Here is a 19,442-nt window from a genome sequence, read left to right as displayed (position 1 = left end):
CCCCATGCAGAACGCCGATTTAGGCGATGATTTTGGCGACGACGCCGGCGCCGACGGTACGGCCGCCTTCACGGATGGCGAAACGCAGACCTTCTTCCATGGCGATCGGGGCCAGCAACTTGACCGTCATCGACACGTTGTCGCCCGGCAGCACCATTTCCTTGTCCTTGGGCAGGTCGATCGAGCCGGTCACGTCCGTCGTGCGGAAGTAGAACTGCGGACGATAACCGTTGAAGAACGGCGTGTGACGCCCGCCTTCTTCCTTGGACAGAATGTACACCTCGGCGGTGAATTCCGTGTGCGGCGTGATCGAACCCGGCTTGGCCAGCACTTGGCCACGCTCGACGTCTTCGCGCTTGGTGCCGCGCAGCAAAATACCCACGTTGTCGCCCGCCTGGCCCTGGTCGAGCAGCTTGCGGAACATCTCCACGCCCGTGCACGTCGTCTTGACCGTCGGCTTGATGCCCACGATCTCGATTTCCTCGCCCACCTTGACCACGCCACGCTCGATACGGCCCGTCACCACCGTGCCACGACCCGAGATCGAGAACACGTCTTCGACCGGCATCAGGAACGCACCGTCGACCGCACGCTCGGGCGTCGGGATGTACGTGTCCAGCGCCTCGGCCAGCTTCAGGATCGCCTGCTCGCCCAGCTCGCCCTTGTCGCCCTCGAGCGCCAGCTTGGCCGAACCCTTCACGATCGGCGTGTCGTCGCCCGGAAAGTCGTACTTCGACAGCAGTTCGCGGACTTCCATCTCCACCAGCTCGAGCAACTCGGCATCATCGACCATGTCGGCCTTGTTCAGGAACACGATGATGTACGGCACGCCAACCTGGCGCGACAGCAAAATGTGCTCGCGCGTCTGCGGCATCGGGCCGTCTGCGGCCGAACACACCAGGATCGCGCCGTCCATCTGCGCCGCACCCGTGATCATGTTCTTGACGTAGTCCGCGTGACCCGGGCAATCAACGTGCGCGTAGTGACGGTTCGCCGTCTCGTATTCCACGTGCGCCGTGTTGATCGTGATGCCACGTGCCTTCTCTTCGGGCGCCGCGTCGATCTGGTCGTAGCCGCGGGCTTCCCCGCCGAACTTGTTCGACAGCACGGTCGTGATGGCCGCCGTCAACGTCGTTTTGCCGTGGTCAACGTGACCAATCGTACCCACGTTCACGTGCGGCTTGGTACGTTCAAACTTGCCTTTTGCCATGGCTGACTCCTGACCTGGATTGAAGCTTCTGACTACGAAGAGAACAAAAAGTAGTGGTGCCCATGACGCGGATCGAACGCGTGACCTCTCCCTTACCAAGGGAGTGCTCTACCACTGAGCCACATGGGCAAATTCTGGAGCGGGTGAAGGGAATCGAACCCTCGTCGTAAGCTTGGAAGGCTTCTGCTCTACCATTGAGCTACACCCGCGGGCTACCCTTTCACCACTCACCCGTATTCTGCAGTGCCTGCCGCACAGCGAACCATGCGAAAAACCCGGGCCTTACATTGAGAATCCAGGCTTTGGCCTGGATTCGGAATATGGGTCTCTGGTGGAGGAGGTTGGATTCGAACCAACGTAGGCGCAAGGCCAACAGATTTACAGTCTGCCCCCTTTAACCACTCGGGCACCCCTCCAGCGGAGAACTAGGGATTATGGACACTTTTGAAGTAGAAGTCAAATCCCACAATCATTGCGCCCAGGGGGCTTAGTACCGGTCGAAAAAGCCCTGCAGCTCGGCGGGATCCTGGGTCAGCGCCAGGCCCAGCATCAGCAGGATGCGGGCTTTCTGCGGGCTGAGTTCGCCGCCAGCGATGAATCCGGCAGCATCGTCATCGACTTCGATGTTGCGGCCAACCCGGCCGCTGCCCGTGCGGCTGGCCCGCACCACCGCCACGCCGTCCGCCGCGGCGCGCTGCAGCGCCTGCAAGGCCGCATTGGTGGCGTTGCCGTCGCCCACCCCGGCCAGCACGATGCCGCGCGCCCGGGAGGACAGGAAATCGATCAGGTCGGCCCCCAGGCCGACACCGGCATGGACGACCTCGACCCGTGGCCAGCCGGCCGCTTGCAAGGCCTGGAGCGTAAATACGCTGGCGCGGCCATGCACGGTGTCGTTGCGCGAGAAAAAACAGGCCTGCGCACTGCGCATGACCCCTGCCCTGCCGCGATTGGGCGAGGCGAAGGCGTTGATACCGGCGCAGGCGATTTTCTGCACTTCGCGCGCGTAATGGATGTCTTCGTTCATGACGACCAGCGGGCCACGCCCGCGGGCGGCGGCGCATCCGGCCAGTGCCACGGCGTGATACAGATTGGCCGGCCCGTCGGCACCCGGCGCGGTGGCCGGGCGCATTGCGCCGACCAGGACCAGGGGTTTGTCTTGGCGGATGACCAGGCTGAGGAAATAGGCGGTTTCTTCGAGGGTATCGGTGCCGTGGGTAACCACGATGCCATCGATAGACGGATCGCTGCACAAGGCATCGATACGCTGCGCCAGATCGGCCCATACCGCATGGCTCATGTTCTGGCTGCCCACGCTGGCCACCTGTTCGGCCTGGATGTGGGCCAGTTGGCCCAGCCCCGGCACGGCATCCAGCAGGTGGCCGACAGCCAATGCACCGGCACGATAGGCATGCGAGGCGCTCTCGGCCTGGGCGCCGGCAATGGTGCCGCCGGTCGCCAGTACGGCGATCGTCGGCAGGCGCGCGTCAGGCATCCAGCACCCCGGACAGGCCCTGGCGCTCAAGCAGCGAATTGAGGTGTTCCCAGCCGTGGAAGTCGATGACGAGCTGGCCTTTGTCGCGGGCGCTGACTTTCAGGGCCACGCGGGTGCCGAGCTGGTCGGACAGGGCTTCTTCAAGGCGCGCCACATCGCGTGAGGCACCGTTGCTTTTCTTGCGCAGGGGTGTTTCGGATTCTTTGGCGGCCTTGGTGACCAGTTTTTCAGCTTCGCGAACCGACAGGCGCTTGGCAATGATCTGGTTGGCCAGCTGGATCTGCATGGCCGCTTCGACAGCCAGCAGCGCGCGCGCGTGGCCCATGTCGATATCACCGGCCAGCAGCATGGTTTGCACGGGCGCAGTCAGGTTCATGAGGCGCAGCAAATTGCTGGTAGCCGAACGCGAGCGGCCGATGGCCTGGGCGGCTTGTTCGTGGGTCAGGCCGAATTCGTCGAGCAGGCGGCGTACACCCTGCGCTTCTTCCAGTGGGTTGAGGTCTTCACGCTGGATGTTTTCGATCAGCGCCATGACGGCTGCGTTTTCGTCGGCGACCTCGCGCACCAGCACGGGCACTTCTTTGAGGCCCGCCAATTGCGCGGCGCGGAAACGACGTTCGCCGGCGATGATCTCGTAGTGGCCGGGTTCGTCGCTGAGCGCACGCACCAGGATGGGCTGCATGATGCCCTGAGTGCGAATGGACTCGGCCAATTCGTTCAAGGCGCCTTCGTCCATGCGCGTGCGCGGCTGATACTTGCCGGCGCGCATCTTCAGGATGGGCAGCGTCGACGGCGGCCCTTCGGTTTTGGCCGAGACCTTGCCGATGGTATCGATGGCGGGCCCGTCTGCACCGAGCAGGGCATCCAGCCCGCGGCCCAGACCCTTGGGTTTTTTGGTGGCCATGTCGAATAGATCCTTTCTACAACTTTCGATTCTTGCTGCGGCCGTCAGGCGCAACCTGGAACGATACGCCCGGCCGCGAATGCGGTGAACGTGTGGATAACCCCAGCATGGCGATCAGGATGGCCATGGCGCGGCGTCAATCCATGCTTTCGACGCGCTTTACCATCTCGGCGCCGAAAGAAATATAGGCCTGGGCCCCGCGCGAGGCCTGGTCGTACACCACGCCCGGCAAGCCGTAGCTGGGTGCCTCGGCCAGGCGGACGTTGCGGGGAATGACCGTGGAAAAAACCTTGTCGCCGAAATGCGATTCGAGCTGCGCAGACACCTGCTGCTGCAGCGTCATGCGCGGGTCGAACATGACGCGCAAGAGGCCGATCAGCCGCAGTTCGTCGTTGATGTTGCGATGCACGCGCTTGATCGTGTTGACCAGGTCGGACAAACCTTCGAGCGCGAAGTATTCGCACTGCATGGGAATGATGACGCCATGCGCCGCAGCCAGGCCATTGAGGGTAAGCAGCGACAGCGTGGGCGGACAATCGATCAGGACGAAATCGTACTGTTCCACGACCGCGTCGATGGCCATTTTCAATTGGCGTTCGCGCTCGTCCATGTTGACCAGGTCGATCTCGGCACCCGAGAGTTCGCGATTGGCAGGCAGCACATCGTAGCCGCCCGCTTCCGAGCGCACCCGTGCCTGGTCAATGGAAGCATCGCCGATCAGCACCTGGTACAGATTGGATTGCAGCGTGCTCTTGTCGATGCCGCTACCCATGGTGGCATTGCCTTGCGGGTCGAGGTCTACCAGCAGTACCCGCTTGCCGTACGTGGCCAGGCCCGCAGCCAGATTGATGGCGGTGGTGGTCTTGCCGACGCCACCTTTCTGGTTCGCAATGCAAAATACGCGAGCGGTACGCGGGCTGGGCGATGTGGTGTTCATAGAGTTCCTTGACAGCGACGCATCCAGATCAGGCAGCGTTGTGCATCCAGTGCCGGCACCTGCAGTGCCTGGATGTTTTCTACGCGCCATTCGCCCTGCTGGTGCAGGGCTTGAATCTCGTCTTCCGGGACCTTCCCTTTCATGGCGACGAGCGTACCATCGTTGCGAACGTGGCGGCCCGCCAACGACGCAAAATCATTGAGCGAAGCGAACGCGCGCGAGACGACGACATCGCAGCCGGCTGGCGGCAAGTCTTCTACCCGTGCATGTATCGCACGCAAGTTGGGCAGCGACAGCACGCCTGACATCTGGCGCACGAAGGCCATTTTCTTTTCCACCGCGTCCACGCAGCCTATCTGCCAGGTGGAGCGCATGATGGCCAGCACGACGCCGGGCAACCCGCCTCCCGAACCGATGTCGTACACGGTGGCTGGCGCGTCTGTGGCGATGACACGGCACAGAGGGTTGACGACACTGAGGCTGTCGACCAGATGCTGCACCAGCATCTGTTGCGGGTCACGAATGGCCGTGAGGTTGTAGGTGCGATTCCAACGCTGCATCTGCGCCAGATAGGCCAGCAACTTGTCGACCTGCTCCGCATCCGCCTGCAGGGCCAGTTGGTCGCAGGCTTGCCGCAGGCGCTGCGCCAGGCCAGCGTCCGACGCGGGGCTCGTTGGCGAGCCTTCGTGCTGCGCACTCCGGTATTCGCCCTTGGGGCGGCCCGGCGGGCTTATGACGGTGCCTTCGTGCTCCGCACTCCGGTATTCGCCCTTGGGGCGGCCCGGCGGGCTCATGCGGCTTGCTTGCGCGTGCCGTAGTGCAAGCGCTTGAGGTGAATGAGCAACAGCGAAATGGCTGCGGGGGTCACGCCGGAAATGCGGGCGGCTTGTCCTATGGTTTCGGGACGGTGCGTCTTGAGTTTCTGGCGCACTTCGAACGACAGGCTGCTGACCGCGTCGTAATCGATATCGGCGGGAATGCGCTGTTGTTCGTGCGCCAGGTGCTTCTGTACTTCGTCTTGCTGGCGAGCGATGTAGCCGGCGTACTTGACTTGTATTTCGACCTGCTCGGCCAGGATCTCGTCGGCCATCACGCCGGGGCCGGCCAACAGGCTGCCGTCACTACTGCACGCCTGCATGAGGGCGGCATAAGAAACCGCGGGACGCTTCAGCAAGTCTGATAGTGAGTACTCACGTTCAATTGCTTTCCCCAATAAAGGCTCAGCCGCTTCGGCGGGAAAACTGCGCGGATTCACCCAGGTGGACTTCAGCCGCTCGATTTCGGCCGCCACGGCATCGCGCTTGCGGCTGAAAGCATCCCAACGCGCGTCGTCGACCAGCCCGAGCCTGCGCCCTGCTTCGGTCAGACGCAGATCGGCATTGTCTTCGCGCAGGCTGAGGCGATATTCCGCGCGGGACGTGAACATTCGATAGGGCTCGGTAACGCCGCGCGTCACCAAGTCATCAACCAGCACGCCCAGGTATGCCTCATCGCGGCGCGGTGTCCAGGTGTCGCGATCCAGGGCCTGAAGCGCCGCATTGGCGCCAGCCAGCAGCCCCTGCGCTGCGGCTTCTTCGTAGCCAGTGGTGCCGTTGATCTGGCCGGCAAAGTACAAGCCGGAAATAGCCTTGGTTTCCAGCGTGCTCTTGAGGGCGCGCGGATCGAAGTAGTCATACTCGATGGCATAGCCCGGCCGCAGGATATGTGCGTCCTCGAGCCCCGGCAAAGAATGGATCAGATCCCACTGGACATCGAAAGGCAGGCTGGTGGAAATGCCATTGGGATAGACCTCATGGGTATCCAGCCCTTCGGGCTCAAGAAATACCTGATGAGATGCCTTGTCGGCGAAACGATGAATCTTGTCTTCGATGGATGGGCAATAGCGCGGGCCCACGCCTTCGATCACGCCACTGTACATCGGTGACCGGTCCAGCCCGGCTCGGATGATGTCGTGAGTACGGGCGTTGGTGTGGGTGATCCAGCAAGGCAACTGACGCGGGTGCATTGCGGCATTGCCCAGGAAGGAGAAGACCGGCATGGGGTTCAGGTCGCCCGGCTGCTCTTCGAGCACGCTGTAGTTGATAGTGCGCCCATCGATGCGCGGCGGTGTACCCGTCTTCAAGCGCCCTTGCGGCAATTGCAGCTCTTTCAGGCGCTGGCCCAGCGAGATCGCAGGCGGATCGCCGGCACGGCCCCCAGAGTAGTTTTGCAGACCCACGTGGATCAGGCCGTTCAGGAACGTGCCCGCCGTCAGCACCACCGTACGGCCGCGGAACTTCAACCCGATCTGAGTCACCGCGCCGACAACGCGATCGCCTTCCACCATCAGGTCATCTACTGCCTGCTGGAAAAGCCACAAATTTGGCTGGTTTTCCAAGCGGGTACGAATAGCCTGGCGATACAGCACACGATCTGCCTGGGCTCGCGTAGCGCGCACGGCGGGCCCTTTGGAACCATTCAAGATACGAAACTGAATGCCTGCTTCATCCGTGGCGATTGCCATGGCGCCACCGAGTGCATCGACTTCTTTGACCAAATGCCCTTTGCCTATGCCGCCGATGGACGGATTGCAAGACATCTGACCGAGCGTCTCGATGTTATGCGTCAGCAACAGGGTCTTGGCGCCTATGCGGGCCGCGGCTAACGCGGCTTCGGTGCCAGCGTGGCCGCCGCCAACGACAATAACGTCAAATTCGCGGGGGTAATCCATGATGAAGAGCAGGGAGGAAGAGCTGATTGAGCTCCATTATAGAGGCCAGCAAGGCTATGTTTCACGTGAAACCTGCAGCGGATTTGCAACGACTGGAGTCAGATAAGCTCGTAGATGTTCCACGTGGAACATCGATCGATCCCAGCGCGAGCTACGCTTGGTTTCACGTGAAACAATCACCTCCAACAATGACGGCACTCCAATCCGATACCAACGATCTCTGGGCAACAAGATTGCGCGAGCCCTGAAGTGCCATTGGGGAAGGGCTATCCACAAACTACCCACAGGATGGTTCGAGCCTAATTGACCTGTCAAACGAGCAGGATCAGCCTGGGGATATCTCTGTGAACAACTTCTGATGACGTGCCGCGGCGCAATAAGAAGAGGGCCCTGTCATAGGAGGATGCGCTGCGAAACCGACCTGATAAATAAGAGCCTGGTGCCCTTAACCCCCGGAAAACTCAGCTGATTTTCCAAGCAATGCGTATCTGCGAAAGCACGTGCCAGCCGATAGCCTGCTACCTATGGGCTCGCATATCTATATAGCATCGCTGTGCAGAAGTGGCCGGTCGGCCCAGCTGCGATTGCCATGCCGGGACATCGCCCCCAAGCAGCGCACCATATCTATCCACAGAGTTATGCCCGTAGTTACCCACAGGCGCCGCAAAACCGTACGCGGTGTGGAGCAGCATGGGCAGGGCAGGAAATGACAACGCCCCGGAGCCATACAGCCTCGGGGCGTTGCGGCCAGGGCGTCCCTGGCTAACGGGAAAGCGGGATTTCCCGATTTAAAGCGGGCGAATATCGGCCGCTTGAGGTCCTTTCGGACCTTCCTTGACTTCGAATTCAACTTCCTGGCCTTCGTTCAGGCTGCGGTAGCCGCGCCCTTGAATAGCCGAGAAATGCGCGAATACATCGGTGCCACCGGTATCCGGCGTGATGAAGCCGAAACCTTTATCGGCGTTGAACCATTTGACCTTGCCCTTCTGAACCATTTGTGTAGCGTCCTGGTAATAAAAACGAATGCAAGTGAATCAAGGACGCCGACGCGTGTAAGGGCCTGTGCAACACTTGAATCAACCGCGAAAGTCAGCATACTCACGCGTCTTGGACTAAACAAATAGTTGTTTACCCCTATGTGGCTTTTTTTCCATGTCCATCGTGGGAAATATGCCTGTCACGACCGCTGGCACCGGCCGGTGTTAGTGGGATACTTACGCGGTTTCTTTCCCATTCTATCCACGTTGCTTCATTGCCATGATCCGATCCAAGCTGCCAGATGTCGGCACGACTATTTTCACTGTCATGAGCCGGCTGGCCATCGAGCACCAAGCCATCAACCTGGGGCAAGGCTTTCCCGATTTCGATCCCGACCCCAAGCTGTGCGACCTGGTTGCGCGCGCCATGAGTGCCGGCCATAACCAGTATCCGTATATGCCAGGGGTTGCGCCCCTGCGCCAGGCAATTGCCGAGAAAACCCAGGCGCTATATGGCCGCACCTACGATCCCGAAACCGAGATCACGGTAACCAGCGGCGCCACCGAAGCACTGATGGCCACGGTGCTGGCCGCCGTCAATAGTGGCGACGAAGTCGTGGTGATCGAGCCGTGCTACGACTCGTACCTGCCGGCCATCCGCCTGGCCGGCGGCACCGCTGTGCCCGTGCCGCTGCGTGCTCCGACGCAAGACGATCCGTACTACCGCATCGACTGGCAGCGGGTCCGCGATGCGATCACGTCGCGGACCCGCCTGCTGATGCTTAATTTCCCGCACAACCCCACGGGTGCCGTGCTGGGCGACAGCGACCTGGACGCATTGGAAAGCATTGTGCGCGACACCGGGGTGCTACTGTTGTCCGACGAGGTCTACGAGCACATTGTGTTCGATGGCAGGCCGCACGCCAGCCTGGCTCGGCGTCCGCTGCTGGCCGAGCATGCTTTCGTGATCTCGTCATTTGGCAAGACGTACCACACCACCGGCTGGAAAGTGGGCTATTGCTGCGCCCCGCGCCAACTGAGTGCCGAGCTGCGCAAGGTGCACCAGTTCATGGTGTTCACGGTATCGTCGCCCATGCAGTTTGCGCTGGCCGAATATATGCGCGATCCCAAGCCGTATGGCGATCTGCCGGCGTTTTATCAGGCCAAGCGCGACCGCCTGGCGGCCGGCCTGGCTGGTACGCGTTTTAATCCTTTGCCCAGCCCGGGCACGTTTTTCATGCTGGCCGACTACAGTGCCATCTCGAAGCAGTCCGAGGCCGACTTCGCTCGTGACCTGACGCTGCAGCACGGCGTAACGGTCATACCCGTATCGGCGTTCTACCAGCACCCCGACGCTGAATCGTCCAACCATCAGTTGGTACGGTTCTGCTTTGCCAAGAAAGACGCCACACTGGATGCCGCCATCGAGCGCCTGACAAGCGTATAGCATCCAAAAAAAGGGCCGGATGAGGTTGACCCCATCCGGCCCGGAAGATGCAGCAAGTGGTCAGGCCGCGGCTTTGCGGGCCTGACGGCGCTCGCGAATCCGGCGCATCGACTGCGGGACGATGACCACGGCTGCGGCGGCAATCCACAGGCCTACCGATACCGAACTGGCGTACAGCACGGAGACATCGCCATCGGTGATGGACAGCGCGCGCCGCAGGTTCTGTTCCATCATGTCTCCCAACACGACGCCCAGTACCAGCGGCGCCATAGGCACCCCGAACTTGCGCAGGAAATAGCCGATCGTGCCGATGCCAACCACCATCAACAAATCGAACGTGCCCGAATTGATCGCATATACGCCGATATAGCTGATGCTGAGAATGCCCGGCACCATCAGCCAGCCGGGCACCGACAATACTTTGGAGAACACGCGCACCATGGGCACGTTCATCAGGAACAGCATCACGTTGGCAATGAACAGCGAAGCAATCAAGCCCCACACCAATTCGGGCTTGGTTTCGAACAGCACGGGCCCCGGCGTGATGTTGTAGAGCGTCAGTGCGCCCATCATGACCGCCGTGGTGCCCGAACCCGGCACACCCAGTGTCAGCATGGGCACGAACGAACCGATGGCCGACGCCGTGGCGGCGGACTCGGGCGCGACCAGGCCTCGCATATCGCCCTTGCCGAATTTCGCGTTGGGATCCTTGTTCTCGATGATGCGCTTTTCCTGCGAATACGCGACGGCCGCGGCCACGCTGGCGCCGGCGCCAGGTAGCACGCCCACGCCGAATCCAACCAGGGAACTGCGCACGATGCTCCACCAGGTGAAGGCCAGTTCTTTCAGGTTGAACAGCTTGCGGCCGCTGGGCTTGACCTCGACGCTATGGCCAGCCACGACTTTTTCAAGCATTTCCAACATTTCAGCCATCGCGAACAGCGCAATGACCACCACTACGAAGTCGATACCGTCGGCCAAATGCACCGAATCGAAGGTGTAGCGATAGACTCCTGAATTGGAATCGACCCCGATTACCGAGATGCCCAGGCCTATCATGGCGGCCAGCACGCCCTTGATGGGCTGCTTGCCCAGCAGGCTGGTCAGGCAGCAGAACGCGAACACCATCAGCACGAAGTATTCGGCAGGGCCGAATGCCAGCGCCCATCTGGCCAGCAACGGCGCCAGCAGGATGATGCCGGTGACAGACACAATGGCCCCCACGAACGCCGAAGCCGCCGATAGGGACAGAGCCACGTTGGCCAGGCCCTGCCGGGCCAATGGATAGCCATCAAGCGTGGTCATGATGGCACTGGCCTCGCCCGGTACGTTCAACAGGATCGAGGTGATGCGTCCCCCATATTCAGCCCCCACATACACGGCGGCCAGCAGGATCAGCGCGGTTTCCGGCGGCAAGTTCATGGCGAATGCGATGGGAATCAGCATCGCCACGCCGTTGATAGGCCCCAGCCCGGGCAGCACCCCGACCATCGTGCCTATGAACGAACCAATGGCCGCGACCATCAGGTTGGTCAGCGAGAAAGCGACGCCGAAGCCTATGGACAGGTGGTCGACGATGGAGCTCATAGCAGGTCTCCCAGCAGGCCGGTAGGCAGGACCACGTCCAGCGCCTTGTCAAACAACAGAAAGAAGAATACGCCCATGATTACCCCGCCCAGGGCGCACTTGAGCCAGGACCCGCCGAACAGGCGGCCCACGAAAATCGTCATCAGGGAAGTGGAGAGGATGAACCCCAGCCACTGGAACAGGAATGCGTAGCCGGCCGCGGCCACCACCATCAGCGCGATACGCGAGTTCGCGCCCACCGAATTGGCCTCGACCGGATTGCCGCCCTTGATGGCCAGGCGCAGCCCGCATAGGCCGATGATCAGCGCCACCAGCATCGGGAACGCGCGCGGCCCCACGGGCTCGTAGGCAAAGGGGGCTTCGATATCCCAACCGGCCCACGTCATGAAGGCAGCCAGGATCAGGGCGAAAATACCCAAAGTTCGATCATTCATGATCCAGTTTCCAAAAATCGGAAAGCCACCGGCACCGGTAGACAGGTCACGGACGCCGGCAGCATGGACGGAGCGGCCGGGCGCCGCCCCAGATGCTTATTTCTTGATCAGGCCGAAGCTGTCAGCCAGTTCGCGGTACATCTGCACACGTTCCTTGACGTACGCGTCGAGTTCGGCGCCAGTCTTCCTGAACGGGAACAGGCCCTGCTGCTCGCGCAGCTTGGCGTATTCGGGCGAATCCATGGTCTTGTTGAAGGCATCTACCCAGAATTGGTAGTCTTTGTCGGACACTTTGGGCCCAACGTAGAAGCCACGGATAATGGGCCAGTCGATGTCGTAGCCTTGCTCCTTGGCCGTAGGCACCGAATTCAGCTTGCCGGGCAGGCGCTCGTTGTTGAATACGGCCAGCACGCGGATCGGTGCGCCGCCTTCAAGCATGGTGAAGGCCTCGGCGGCATCGCCCATGTAGGCCTGGATATGGCCGCCGCGCAATGCCGTGACGGCCTCGCCGCCGCCTTCGAACGCCACGAAGCGCATCTTGCGGAAGTCGACACCGGCCGCCTTGGCGGTCAGGGCGGCTTTCATCCAGTCCTGGCTGCCCACGGTACCGCCGGCGCCCAGCACGATCTTGGTGGGATCTTTCTTGAAGGCCTCCATCAGGCTCTTCAGGTCGGTATAGGGTGAATCGTTGCGCACCACGGCCACGCCGTAGTCGGTGCCGATGCCAGCCAGCCAGCGCACATCGTTGACGTTGTACTTGCCGAACTTGCCTTGCGCCAGGTTCAACAGCGAGCCACCCGAGAACGCCACGATGGTGCCGGGTTCGTCGGGGTGCTGGGCAACGATGTTGTTGTAGGCAACCGCGCCGATGCCGCCCGGCATGTAGACGATGCGCATGGCGGATTGCAGCGCGCCGCTTTGCTTCAGGCCTTCGGTTGCCAGGCGGCAGGTCAGGTCGAAGCCGCCGCCAGGCTGGGCCGGTGCGACGCACTCGGGCCGGCGCGGCTCGTCGGCCGCATGGGCAGCCAGGCCCAAGAACAGCGCACACGCGCCAAGTACCGCCGCCAGGCGGGCTTTCAGAAAGGTATGCATCTTGCGGTCTCCGTGAATCGCTTTTTGGATGTCATCGTCGGCGGGCCAAGATGCCTGTCACAGGCACATGGCCAACGGATCAGAACCGTACCCAACGCAGGCTTTCCGGAAGCTTTCAGATTTCCGCAATTTCATGCCGCACCGCAGCATTCGGGAATGAACCTAGGGTAAACACCAATGCCGCACGCAGACCCGGCAGCGGCGCGCGATTCTCCAACACCATCGTGCCGCCGTGGATCTCGACTATCGTGCCCACGATGGCCAGGCCCAGCCCGGCGCCAGGCTTGTTCTTGCCGGCGGCGCCGCGGCGAAACCGGACGCTGGCCCGCGCGATGTCTTCGGCCGACATGCCGGGCCCGCTGTCTTCCACGGTGACCCGGGCATGGCGTTCGTCGGCGTAGACCCGCACCGTCACCTGGCTGGCTGGCGGGGTATAGCGTATGGCGTTGTCCACCAGGTTGCTGAGGGCTTCGCGAAGCAGCCAGTCGACGCCCTGGATGCGTACCGGCAAGCTGGACGCCTCTAGACCCAGATCCAACTGGCGCGCCCGCGCGGCAGGCAAAAGGGTGCGGATGACCCCTTGCGCGATCTCGGCCAGATCGACCGGTTCGGGCGCCAGGCCGCCTTCGGCCAGCGGCGCATCCTTGGCGCGCGCCAGCGCCAGCATCTGGTTGGTTGTGCGCACGGCGCGGTCCAGGCCTTCCTGCATGGCCAGCAGCACGGTGCGTACTTCCTGGGGATCGGATTCGCGCAAAGCGTAGGCTGTCTGGGTGCGCAAAATCGACAATGGCGTGCGCAACTGATGCGAGGCGTCGTCCAGGAACTGCCGCTGCAGCCTCGCCTGGGCCGCAAAACGGGCCATGTGGAGGTTTACGGCGTCGACCAGGGGTACGACCTCACCTGGGATGTCGGGCGCGTCCACGGGGCTGAGATCGTCTGCAGACCGGCTTTCGACTTCCTGGCGCAAACGCTCGAGGGGGCGAACCGCCATGAACACGCTCCAGACCACCACCAGGATGACGATGGCAATGACGACGATGTCGCGCTCGAGCGCCCGCAGCAATGCCCGGTCGAGGAAGTCTTGCCGCGATTCGAGTGTTTCGGCCACCTGCACGATGACCCGGCCCCCGGTGTCGTTGTACAGGGGCGGATCCATCGGGCGCGCCAGCGCCGCCACCCGCAAGGGTACGCCCTGGTATTCGGCGTAGAAAAACTGCGGCTGCCCCGATACCAGCGGTTTGTCGGGCAATGGCAGGTTGGGGCTGCCAATCTCGGCCAGGCCGTCTTCGGTGGCCACCCGGTAATACACGCTGCCGTTGGCGGTGAGCTCGAAGAATTCGAGCATCAGGTACGGCTGTTCCATGGCCAGGCCGCCACTGGCTGTGGATATGTTGTGATCGATGGATCGCAGGGCGCCCGACAGCGACCGGTCGTAGGCCAGGTCGACCTGGTGCCGCAACTGGTAGTTCGACAGCCACAGGGCGACCAGCATGATGAAGACCAGGGCCGGGATCAGCCACCACAGCAGCAGCGATTTCAGGGTGCGGTGATGCGCAGGCTTTGCCCAGCGGCCGGCCCTAGTTTTCAAGAAGAGCCTCCAGGCAATAGCCCATGCCGCGCAAAGTGACGATCTGCACGCCGGTATCGGCCAGTTTCTTGCGCAATCGGTGCACCAGGACTTCGATGGCTTCGAGATTGATGTCGGAATCGTCGGTCTGGATGCGATCCAGGATTTGCTGCTTGGTCATGGGTTCGCCGCTGCGCTGGATGAGTACGCGCAACACGGCATGTTCGCGCGGCGAAAGCTGCAGGGGCTGGCCATGTACCGTGAAACGCTGCGCCGAAGTATCCAGCATCAGGTTGCCCAGCGCCAGCCGCGGGTGTTCGCGGCCACGGCTGCGCCGGATCAGTGCCGTGAGCCGGGCTTCCAGTTCTTCCAGGATGAAAGGCTTGGGCAGGAAGTCATCGGCGCCTTCGTGCAGGGTGCCCACGCGTTCGGCCAGCGAATCGCGGGCCGTGAGCACCAGCACTGGCGTGCGGTCGTCACGGGCGCGGATTTTCGACAGCAAGGTATGCCCGTCCATGCCTGGCAGGCCCAGGTCCAGGATGACGGCATCGAATTCTTCGACGGCCAGGCGCCTTTCGGCCAGCAGTCCATCGTCGGCCCATTCCACCACGAAACCGGCATGGCGGGCCAGGCTGCGCGACAGCCATCTGGCCAACTCGGCTTCGTCTTCTATGAGCAGGATACGCATGGTTTGAATTCTTGGATTGGCGCGTGGCGGTAGCGCATGAGTGTTTTTTCTCTTCTCTTCTTCTATATATAAAGACTAATGATTAATAAGGCCTGTGGATAACTGCATTAACTCAAAATTTCCCAATATTTTCATGTCCTTGAAACGGTTTTTGGCTGTGCAGGACTTCTGTTTTGTACAAAGGGCCAAGTTGAACAACTTTTAACGACGCGGAAAAACGCTTACTTGTTCAATCGGGGTCCACATGCTGTGCACAGAGCGCTGACTTAGAGGTTATCCACAGGCCGTATGTTTCACCCGGGAAGTTTTTAGTGACGGTGAATACTTACTTCAACCCAACGAAAGCAGACGAGGATGCTGGCACAACGCCGCTGACTAGTATTGCAAACGGCCGATACTGCTTTGTAGGAATGAAACAAATTATGCGAAAGTCTAAAATTTGAGCCTGCATTGAGCCTACAATGTGATGCTTTCCTGCTGCCTATTCGAGTCCCGCTGTGTCTGATTCGACCTTCGAGCGGATACTTTCCGAGCTTGGCCAATTATTAGGGATTTCAAGCCTTGCTCCCACGGGGGACGGCTTGTGCCAGCTCGTTTTCGACGGCAGCCTTGCGGTGCAACTGGTCGACATGCGTGCCCACAGGCAAGTGCTGCTGTCGTGTGCCCTGGACACGGGGCCGGCCAATGCGGCGCATGCCGAACTGATGGCCAAGGCGAACTTCATGCAAGCTGGTTGTGGCGTCGTGGCTTGTCTTGCGCCTGACGGCCGCGCCCATCTTCAATTGTCAATACCCCTGACCGAGTGCAATGGGCAAGCACTGGCAACAGCGCTGGAAACCCTGCTGAACCAGGCCGAGACCTGGCAGATGCGGCTGCGCGACCAAGCAGCCAACATTCGGGAACCGATTCGCAATCCGGCGGTATACCTGCAATCGGTGTAATTCCCCAGACGGCGACGGAACTGATCCCGACCCCACGGTTACTGAACGGCCAGGTCCCTTGCGATATACCAGACGCATGGGCCTTGTTCCATTCGCCCATGAGGTCGGTCCATGCAAGCATCTACTCTCGTTGCGTTATTTGGCCAGGAGGCCGGCATTGAATTGTCGTTGGGAGACACCGGCACTTTGGCGCTGGCCTTCGAGAACGGCATCACGCTGAACCTGGAGCACGATGCGGCGGTCGATCGGCTGCATTGCTATGCCGTCGTCGGCTTGGAACCTGCAGATCCTGCACAACGGCTGACGTGGTATCGCGCCATGCTGGCCGCCAATGCATTTGGTTACGATACAGACGGCGCTACGTTGGGGCTGGACGAGGTTACCGGCGATCTGCTTCTGACGCGCCGGCTGGACTTGGATCGGGCCGATGTGCAGGCGCTGTCGCAAATGGTGGAATCGATGGCACAGGTAGCCCTGGAATGGCGCGACCGGCTTGTCACCACTGTTTCCGTGGGTTCGAAGCCGGAACCGACAGGGCCATTGACTGCATTCGAGCAACGCGCCTGAGGGGAGCCAACCATGCCCATACGCAATGTAGACGCCGCAACCGTACAGCGTGCGGTGCAGCAGGATTATGGCGACGCGGCCTTGGGGCGCGTCGGCAATCTGAGGTTTCGCGGGAGCCCCGGAGCAACACCGCGGGCCAGACGGCCCAACATATTCAAGCGTATGGCGGCCAGCCTGTCGGCGATGGTTGTCTCTATCAGGCAAACGCCGCAGCAACGCGCGCAGACGGAAGCGCTGGCCGCCGCGCGCGAGTTCAGCCGCAATACAGGCAGCTTGTTGGGGGCACTGACTGCAAATGGGGATACAGGCAAAGACAAGCGGGCCGTCGTGGCAGCCCTGAAACGGATGCAGGTCGATGTGGAAAAGCTGTCAGCGGGCGGTACCCCAAGCGAACTCCTCGGGCCTGTGCTGCGACGGCATACGCGTGCTCTTAGCGATGTGGACTTGCAGGCATTGAGGAACGGCATCTTATCCAAGAGCTGGGTGCGCCAGGAAATCGCGCAGACATTAACGCCATTGGTCCGATCCGAAGCGCAGGTGTGGCTTGATACGATCGAGCAGAATGTCGTCGACGAACATGCTGCGCGCGCAGGCGAGGCGTTCTGCAAGGTGTTCCTGCCGGCCATCAGCAGACGCAATAAAATCGATGGAGGCAAACTGGATGACGCACTGCGAGCACTTACCATCGCGGCCGACAGCCTGGACTTTACGAAATATCCCTCTGAGGACTTCGCAACACGGGCCATGCAACGAGTGCCGAACAAAGAGTTGGGAGCACTAGTGCGGGCTTTATCTTCGCGCCGTGATGGCGATAGCAAAACGGCGTTCGAAGATATGAAGACCATCGTCCGGGAACATTGTCAGAATGAGGCGTCGAGTTACATTCCCCTGCTCGAGGACATGCAAAAAGCGGTCTACCAGACGGCGGGGGCGCGCCTGGATGATGAAGTCCAGCGACAAGGCAGCGCGATGAAAGACGGCATCGCACAAGGTCACGACGCTCAAATGGTATATGACATGGCCCAGCGGGAGGTGGCAAAGCTTGGCGGTCGTGAGCTGGGATTGGGCGATCTGGCCGATGAAGTGGCGGTGTCCAGAGCGATGGCGGCGGCCGGCCAGGAAACGGCCGAGCGTTTGATTACGAAATTGGACTACGTGCAGCTGGCCGCGATAGCGAAGGCGGCCGCGCAACTGGGACCAGACGAGGCCGGGATTGTGCAGCCAATCGTCCAGAATGCTTACGACGTGCTCGCCGATGAGTTCCACGCAGGCGTGGACCTTGCCTTGTCTAACCTGGAGTGGGCGGCAAGCGAGGGCAATCGCGGTTTAGCGGCAGAAGCCTTGCGCGCATTGAGTGGCGCAGTGAACGCCTCGCGGATATTTCATGACACGTTCGGAGAAACCATGGACGGTGCGAGGCGGGATGCGCTTTGCGCCGCAGTTAGTGGCGCTCAGGCGCTGTTCCGTGCCGCGGATGACAGGGATGGACCCTTGTCCGAGGCTTCGTTGAGAGAACTGACGCATCGTGAACTGGGACACCTGCGTGCTGCCAGCGACGAGCTGACCGAATTCGGGCTGGACTTTTACGCTCGTGCCATGAAATCTGAAGTCACGCTTCGTGGCAACGCATTAATGCAGCCCCTGCATCGGCCTATTACCGATCTGGTTACGCTGTTGGCCGGCGACGCCGATATCGCCACTCTGATGCGTGCAGTGCGCGACGTGGCTGGACAAGCCGCAGACGGGATGGACAAACTGAGCGTATTCGGAACAGGCATGGGCGGCGACGACCGGGTCCAGGCGCTGGATAGCGTCATCGAAAGCACGATAGCCAAGATGGCGGGCAATGACGACATATTACGGAACGCAGCGCGCTACATCGGCCCGCGGTTAGGATCGGCCAATCAGGTGCTGCAAGAGGTGAAGATGGCGCTGGCGCACCAAGGCTTTGAACATACACAAGATGCCGATACCGTGCGCGAATACGTGACAAGTGCCGCCGATGGGCAAATTGCCTTGCTGGACATGGCTTCGACTTTGTTGACTGCGTTGGCGAGCGCGCTGAACGGCCCAGCCAATATACAAGGACAGGCACAATCACCTGTTGTGGTGTCCCCCGAGCTGGTGGCGGTGCTACGCACGGAATTTGGCATGGATTACGAGCCTGTGTCGGGTGAGGCGAGAATGACGCTGGCCCGCGCCGCCCGCGAAAAGCTGGACGCTGAGCTGGCGTTGCCCGCCAGTAAAGACACCTGGCCGAATCAAACGATAGAACTCAGCAACGGTACGCGCATGCAGTCGTTTACGGTCAGCCACCAGTTCGTGCTCGATGCCATCGAACGGCCTAGCGTGACATTCTCGGTGTTGGGACAGGACAAGCAGAATCGGCCGATCAGCGAATCGTCGTTGGTGGGCAAGCTGGTCGGAAGCAAGCGCGAGCAAGCCGTGGCGCGATCGCTTGACGCCCTGCAAAGGGTGGCCGGGGAAGTCACAACCGAAAAGCTGACGCATATCATGAACCAGCAGATTGCCGGTGCATTGCTGACCGGCCTAGACACGATAGGCACGGATTCTCCGCTACAGCTGCCCGACGGCACTACCGCGATACCGACCGGGCCAGGCTACATGCATTTCGACGTCGAAGGCTTGGCGGATGGACGTTTTGCGCTTGATGTGCGCATGCATATTCCGGAACTGGGGGTAGCGTCGATATTGTTGCCCGAAGGCATGCGGGACGGCGTCCCCCTGGACCCGACCGGCAGCGATGTAATCGTGACCTTCGGGTTGCTGGTGGCAGTCGATGCCCAGGCCATGGAAGTGGCCAAGCCGGTCCAGATGCGTTATCGATTCTTGCCTGCCTGATTCGCATCAGGCTGGCGGGGCCCTTGG

The 19,442-nt window shown here is 61.2% G+C and carries 16 protein-coding genes and 3 tRNA genes; 4 read left to right on the top strand and 15 right to left on the bottom strand.

The annotated features are described in order from the left end of the window. Positions 1–19: 19 nt before the first annotated feature. From tuf to KW845_RS19815, 10 genes are all read right to left on the bottom strand, one after another. The gene (gene tuf, locus KW845_RS19860; RefSeq protein WP_218371052.1) at positions 20–1,210 is read right to left on the bottom strand and encodes an elongation factor Tu; all 1,191 of its coding nucleotides are present in this window, start codon (positions 1,208–1,210) and stop codon (positions 20–22) included. Between the two features lie 54 nt (positions 1,211–1,264). Next, positions 1,265–1,339 (bottom strand) — tRNA-Thr (locus tag KW845_RS19855). A 6-nt stretch (positions 1,340–1,345) separates the two neighbouring features. After that, positions 1,346–1,419 (bottom strand) — tRNA-Gly (locus KW845_RS19850). 120 nt (positions 1,420–1,539) lie between these two features. Then, positions 1,540–1,626, bottom strand: a tRNA-Tyr gene (locus tag KW845_RS19845). 71 nt (positions 1,627–1,697) lie between these two features. Beyond that, positions 1,698–2,702 (bottom strand): asparaginase, encoded by a 1,005-nt coding sequence (locus KW845_RS19840; RefSeq protein ID WP_218371051.1) that lies wholly within the window; start codon positions 2,700–2,702, stop codon positions 1,698–1,700. Continuing rightward, positions 2,695–3,606 (bottom strand): ParB/RepB/Spo0J family partition protein, encoded by a 912-nt coding sequence (locus tag KW845_RS19835; protein ID WP_218371050.1) that lies wholly within the window; start codon positions 3,604–3,606, stop codon positions 2,695–2,697. Before KW845_RS19835 ends, KW845_RS19840 begins: the two co-directional genes overlap by 8 nt. A gap of 136 nt (positions 3,607–3,742) precedes the next feature. After that, on the bottom strand, positions 3,743–4,543 hold the full coding sequence (locus KW845_RS19830; protein WP_218371049.1) for a ParA family protein: 801 nt from the start codon (positions 4,541–4,543) through the stop codon (positions 3,743–3,745). After that, on the bottom strand, positions 4,540–5,337 hold the full coding sequence (gene rsmG / locus KW845_RS19825) for a 16S rRNA (guanine(527)-N(7))-methyltransferase RsmG (RefSeq protein WP_218371048.1): 798 nt from the start codon (positions 5,335–5,337) through the stop codon (positions 4,540–4,542). Before rsmG ends, KW845_RS19830 begins: the two co-directional genes overlap by 4 nt. Further along, positions 5,334–7,253: a tRNA uridine-5-carboxymethylaminomethyl(34) synthesis enzyme MnmG gene (mnmG, locus tag KW845_RS19820; RefSeq protein ID WP_218371047.1), complete on the bottom strand. Its 1,920-nt coding sequence runs from the start codon at positions 7,251–7,253 to the stop codon at positions 5,334–5,336. The genes rsmG and mnmG overlap by 4 nt, the downstream gene beginning before the upstream one ends. Before the next feature lie 788 nt (positions 7,254–8,041). Beyond that, positions 8,042–8,248, bottom strand: coding sequence for a cold-shock protein (locus KW845_RS19815; protein WP_218371046.1), 207 nt, complete (start codon positions 8,246–8,248; stop codon positions 8,042–8,044). A gap of 262 nt (positions 8,249–8,510) precedes the next feature. Here KW845_RS19815 and KW845_RS19810 point away from each other — a divergent pair, with 262 nt between their 5' ends. Beyond that, the gene (locus KW845_RS19810; RefSeq protein ID WP_218371045.1) at positions 8,511–9,677 is read left to right on the top strand and encodes a pyridoxal phosphate-dependent aminotransferase; all 1,167 of its coding nucleotides are present in this window, start codon (positions 8,511–8,513) and stop codon (positions 9,675–9,677) included. 60 nt (positions 9,678–9,737) lie between these two features. Here KW845_RS19810 and KW845_RS19805 read toward each other — a convergent pair whose 3' ends face one another. The 5 genes from KW845_RS19805 to KW845_RS19785 all read right to left on the bottom strand — a co-directional run bounded on the left by KW845_RS19805 (position 9,738) and on the right by KW845_RS19785 (position 15,045). Beyond that, the gene (locus KW845_RS19805) at positions 9,738–11,264 is read right to left on the bottom strand and encodes a tripartite tricarboxylate transporter permease (RefSeq protein ID WP_218371044.1); all 1,527 of its coding nucleotides are present in this window, start codon (positions 11,262–11,264) and stop codon (positions 9,738–9,740) included. Next, positions 11,261–11,698, bottom strand: coding sequence for a tripartite tricarboxylate transporter TctB family protein (locus tag KW845_RS19800; protein ID WP_218371043.1), 438 nt, complete (start codon positions 11,696–11,698; stop codon positions 11,261–11,263). The genes KW845_RS19805 and KW845_RS19800 overlap by 4 nt, the downstream gene beginning before the upstream one ends. A gap of 96 nt (positions 11,699–11,794) precedes the next feature. Then, the gene (locus KW845_RS19795) at positions 11,795–12,790 is read right to left on the bottom strand and encodes a tripartite tricarboxylate transporter substrate binding protein (RefSeq protein WP_218371042.1); all 996 of its coding nucleotides are present in this window, start codon (positions 12,788–12,790) and stop codon (positions 11,795–11,797) included. A 115-nt stretch (positions 12,791–12,905) separates the two neighbouring features. Continuing rightward, positions 12,906–14,282, bottom strand: coding sequence for a sensor histidine kinase (locus KW845_RS19790; protein WP_255592836.1), 1,377 nt, complete (start codon positions 14,280–14,282; stop codon positions 12,906–12,908). 85 nt (positions 14,283–14,367) lie between these two features. After that, the gene (locus KW845_RS19785) at positions 14,368–15,045 is read right to left on the bottom strand and encodes a response regulator (RefSeq protein WP_218371041.1); all 678 of its coding nucleotides are present in this window, start codon (positions 15,043–15,045) and stop codon (positions 14,368–14,370) included. A 497-nt stretch (positions 15,046–15,542) separates the two neighbouring features. Between KW845_RS19785 and KW845_RS19780 the strand changes: the two genes are divergently transcribed. The 3 genes from KW845_RS19780 (at position 15,543) to KW845_RS19770 (ending at position 19,415) form a co-directional block, all read left to right on the top strand. Then, positions 15,543–15,986 carry a type III secretion system chaperone gene (locus KW845_RS19780; protein ID WP_218371040.1) on the top strand — a complete coding sequence of 148 codons (444 nt, stop codon included), beginning with the start codon at positions 15,543–15,545 and terminating at the stop codon, positions 15,984–15,986. A gap of 111 nt (positions 15,987–16,097) precedes the next feature. Continuing rightward, on the top strand, positions 16,098–16,553 hold the full coding sequence (locus tag KW845_RS19775) for a type III secretion system chaperone (RefSeq protein WP_218371039.1): 456 nt from the start codon (positions 16,098–16,100) through the stop codon (positions 16,551–16,553). A 12-nt stretch (positions 16,554–16,565) separates the two neighbouring features. Further along, complete coding sequence (locus tag KW845_RS19770; RefSeq protein ID WP_218371038.1) at positions 16,566–19,415, top strand: hypothetical protein; 2,850 nt, start codon at positions 16,566–16,568, stop codon at positions 19,413–19,415. The last annotated feature ends 27 nt before the right edge of the window (positions 19,416–19,442 follow it).

Origin of the sequence: Bordetella sp. BOR01, assembly GCF_019218885.1 — a bacterium.
Classification (GTDB): domain Bacteria; phylum Pseudomonadota; class Gammaproteobacteria; order Burkholderiales; family Burkholderiaceae_B; genus Bordetella_A.
This window is presented reverse-complemented; position numbering and strand designations above follow the sequence as displayed.

Coding starts and splice junctions, on each gene's coding strand:
- rsmG (WP_218371048.1), bottom strand. CDS start 5,337: ATGAGCCCGCCGGGCCGCCCCAAGGGCGAATACCGGAGTGCGGAGCAC.
- KW845_RS19815 (WP_218371046.1), bottom strand. CDS start 8,248: ATGGTTCAGAAGGGCAAGGTCAAATGGTTCAACGCCGATAAAGGTTTC.
- KW845_RS19835 (WP_218371050.1), bottom strand. CDS start 3,606: ATGGCCACCAAAAAACCCAAGGGTCTGGGCCGCGGGCTGGATGCCCTG.
- KW845_RS19810 (WP_218371045.1), top strand. CDS start 8,511: ATGATCCGATCCAAGCTGCCAGATGTCGGCACGACTATTTTCACTGTC.
- tuf (WP_218371052.1), bottom strand. CDS start 1,210: ATGGCAAAAGGCAAGTTTGAACGTACCAAGCCGCACGTGAACGTGGGT.
- KW845_RS19805 (WP_218371044.1), bottom strand. CDS start 11,264: ATGAGCTCCATCGTCGACCACCTGTCCATAGGCTTCGGCGTCGCTTTC.
- mnmG (WP_218371047.1), bottom strand. CDS start 7,253: ATGGATTACCCCCGCGAATTTGACGTTATTGTCGTTGGCGGCGGCCAC.
- KW845_RS19770 (WP_218371038.1), top strand. CDS start 16,566: ATGCCCATACGCAATGTAGACGCCGCAACCGTACAGCGTGCGGTGCAG.
- KW845_RS19785 (WP_218371041.1), bottom strand. CDS start 15,045: ATGCGTATCCTGCTCATAGAAGACGAAGCCGAGTTGGCCAGATGGCTG.
- KW845_RS19775 (WP_218371039.1), top strand. CDS start 16,098: ATGCAAGCATCTACTCTCGTTGCGTTATTTGGCCAGGAGGCCGGCATT.
- KW845_RS19795 (WP_218371042.1), bottom strand. CDS start 12,790: ATGCATACCTTTCTGAAAGCCCGCCTGGCGGCGGTACTTGGCGCGTGT.
- KW845_RS19790 (WP_255592836.1), bottom strand. CDS start 14,282: ATGCTGGTCGCCCTGTGGCTGTCGAACTACCAGTTGCGGCACCAGGTC.
- KW845_RS19830 (WP_218371049.1), bottom strand. CDS start 4,543: ATGAACACCACATCGCCCAGCCCGCGTACCGCTCGCGTATTTTGCATT.
- KW845_RS19800 (WP_218371043.1), bottom strand. CDS start 11,698: ATGAATGATCGAACTTTGGGTATTTTCGCCCTGATCCTGGCTGCCTTC.
- KW845_RS19840 (WP_218371051.1), bottom strand. CDS start 2,702: ATGCCTGACGCGCGCCTGCCGACGATCGCCGTACTGGCGACCGGCGGC.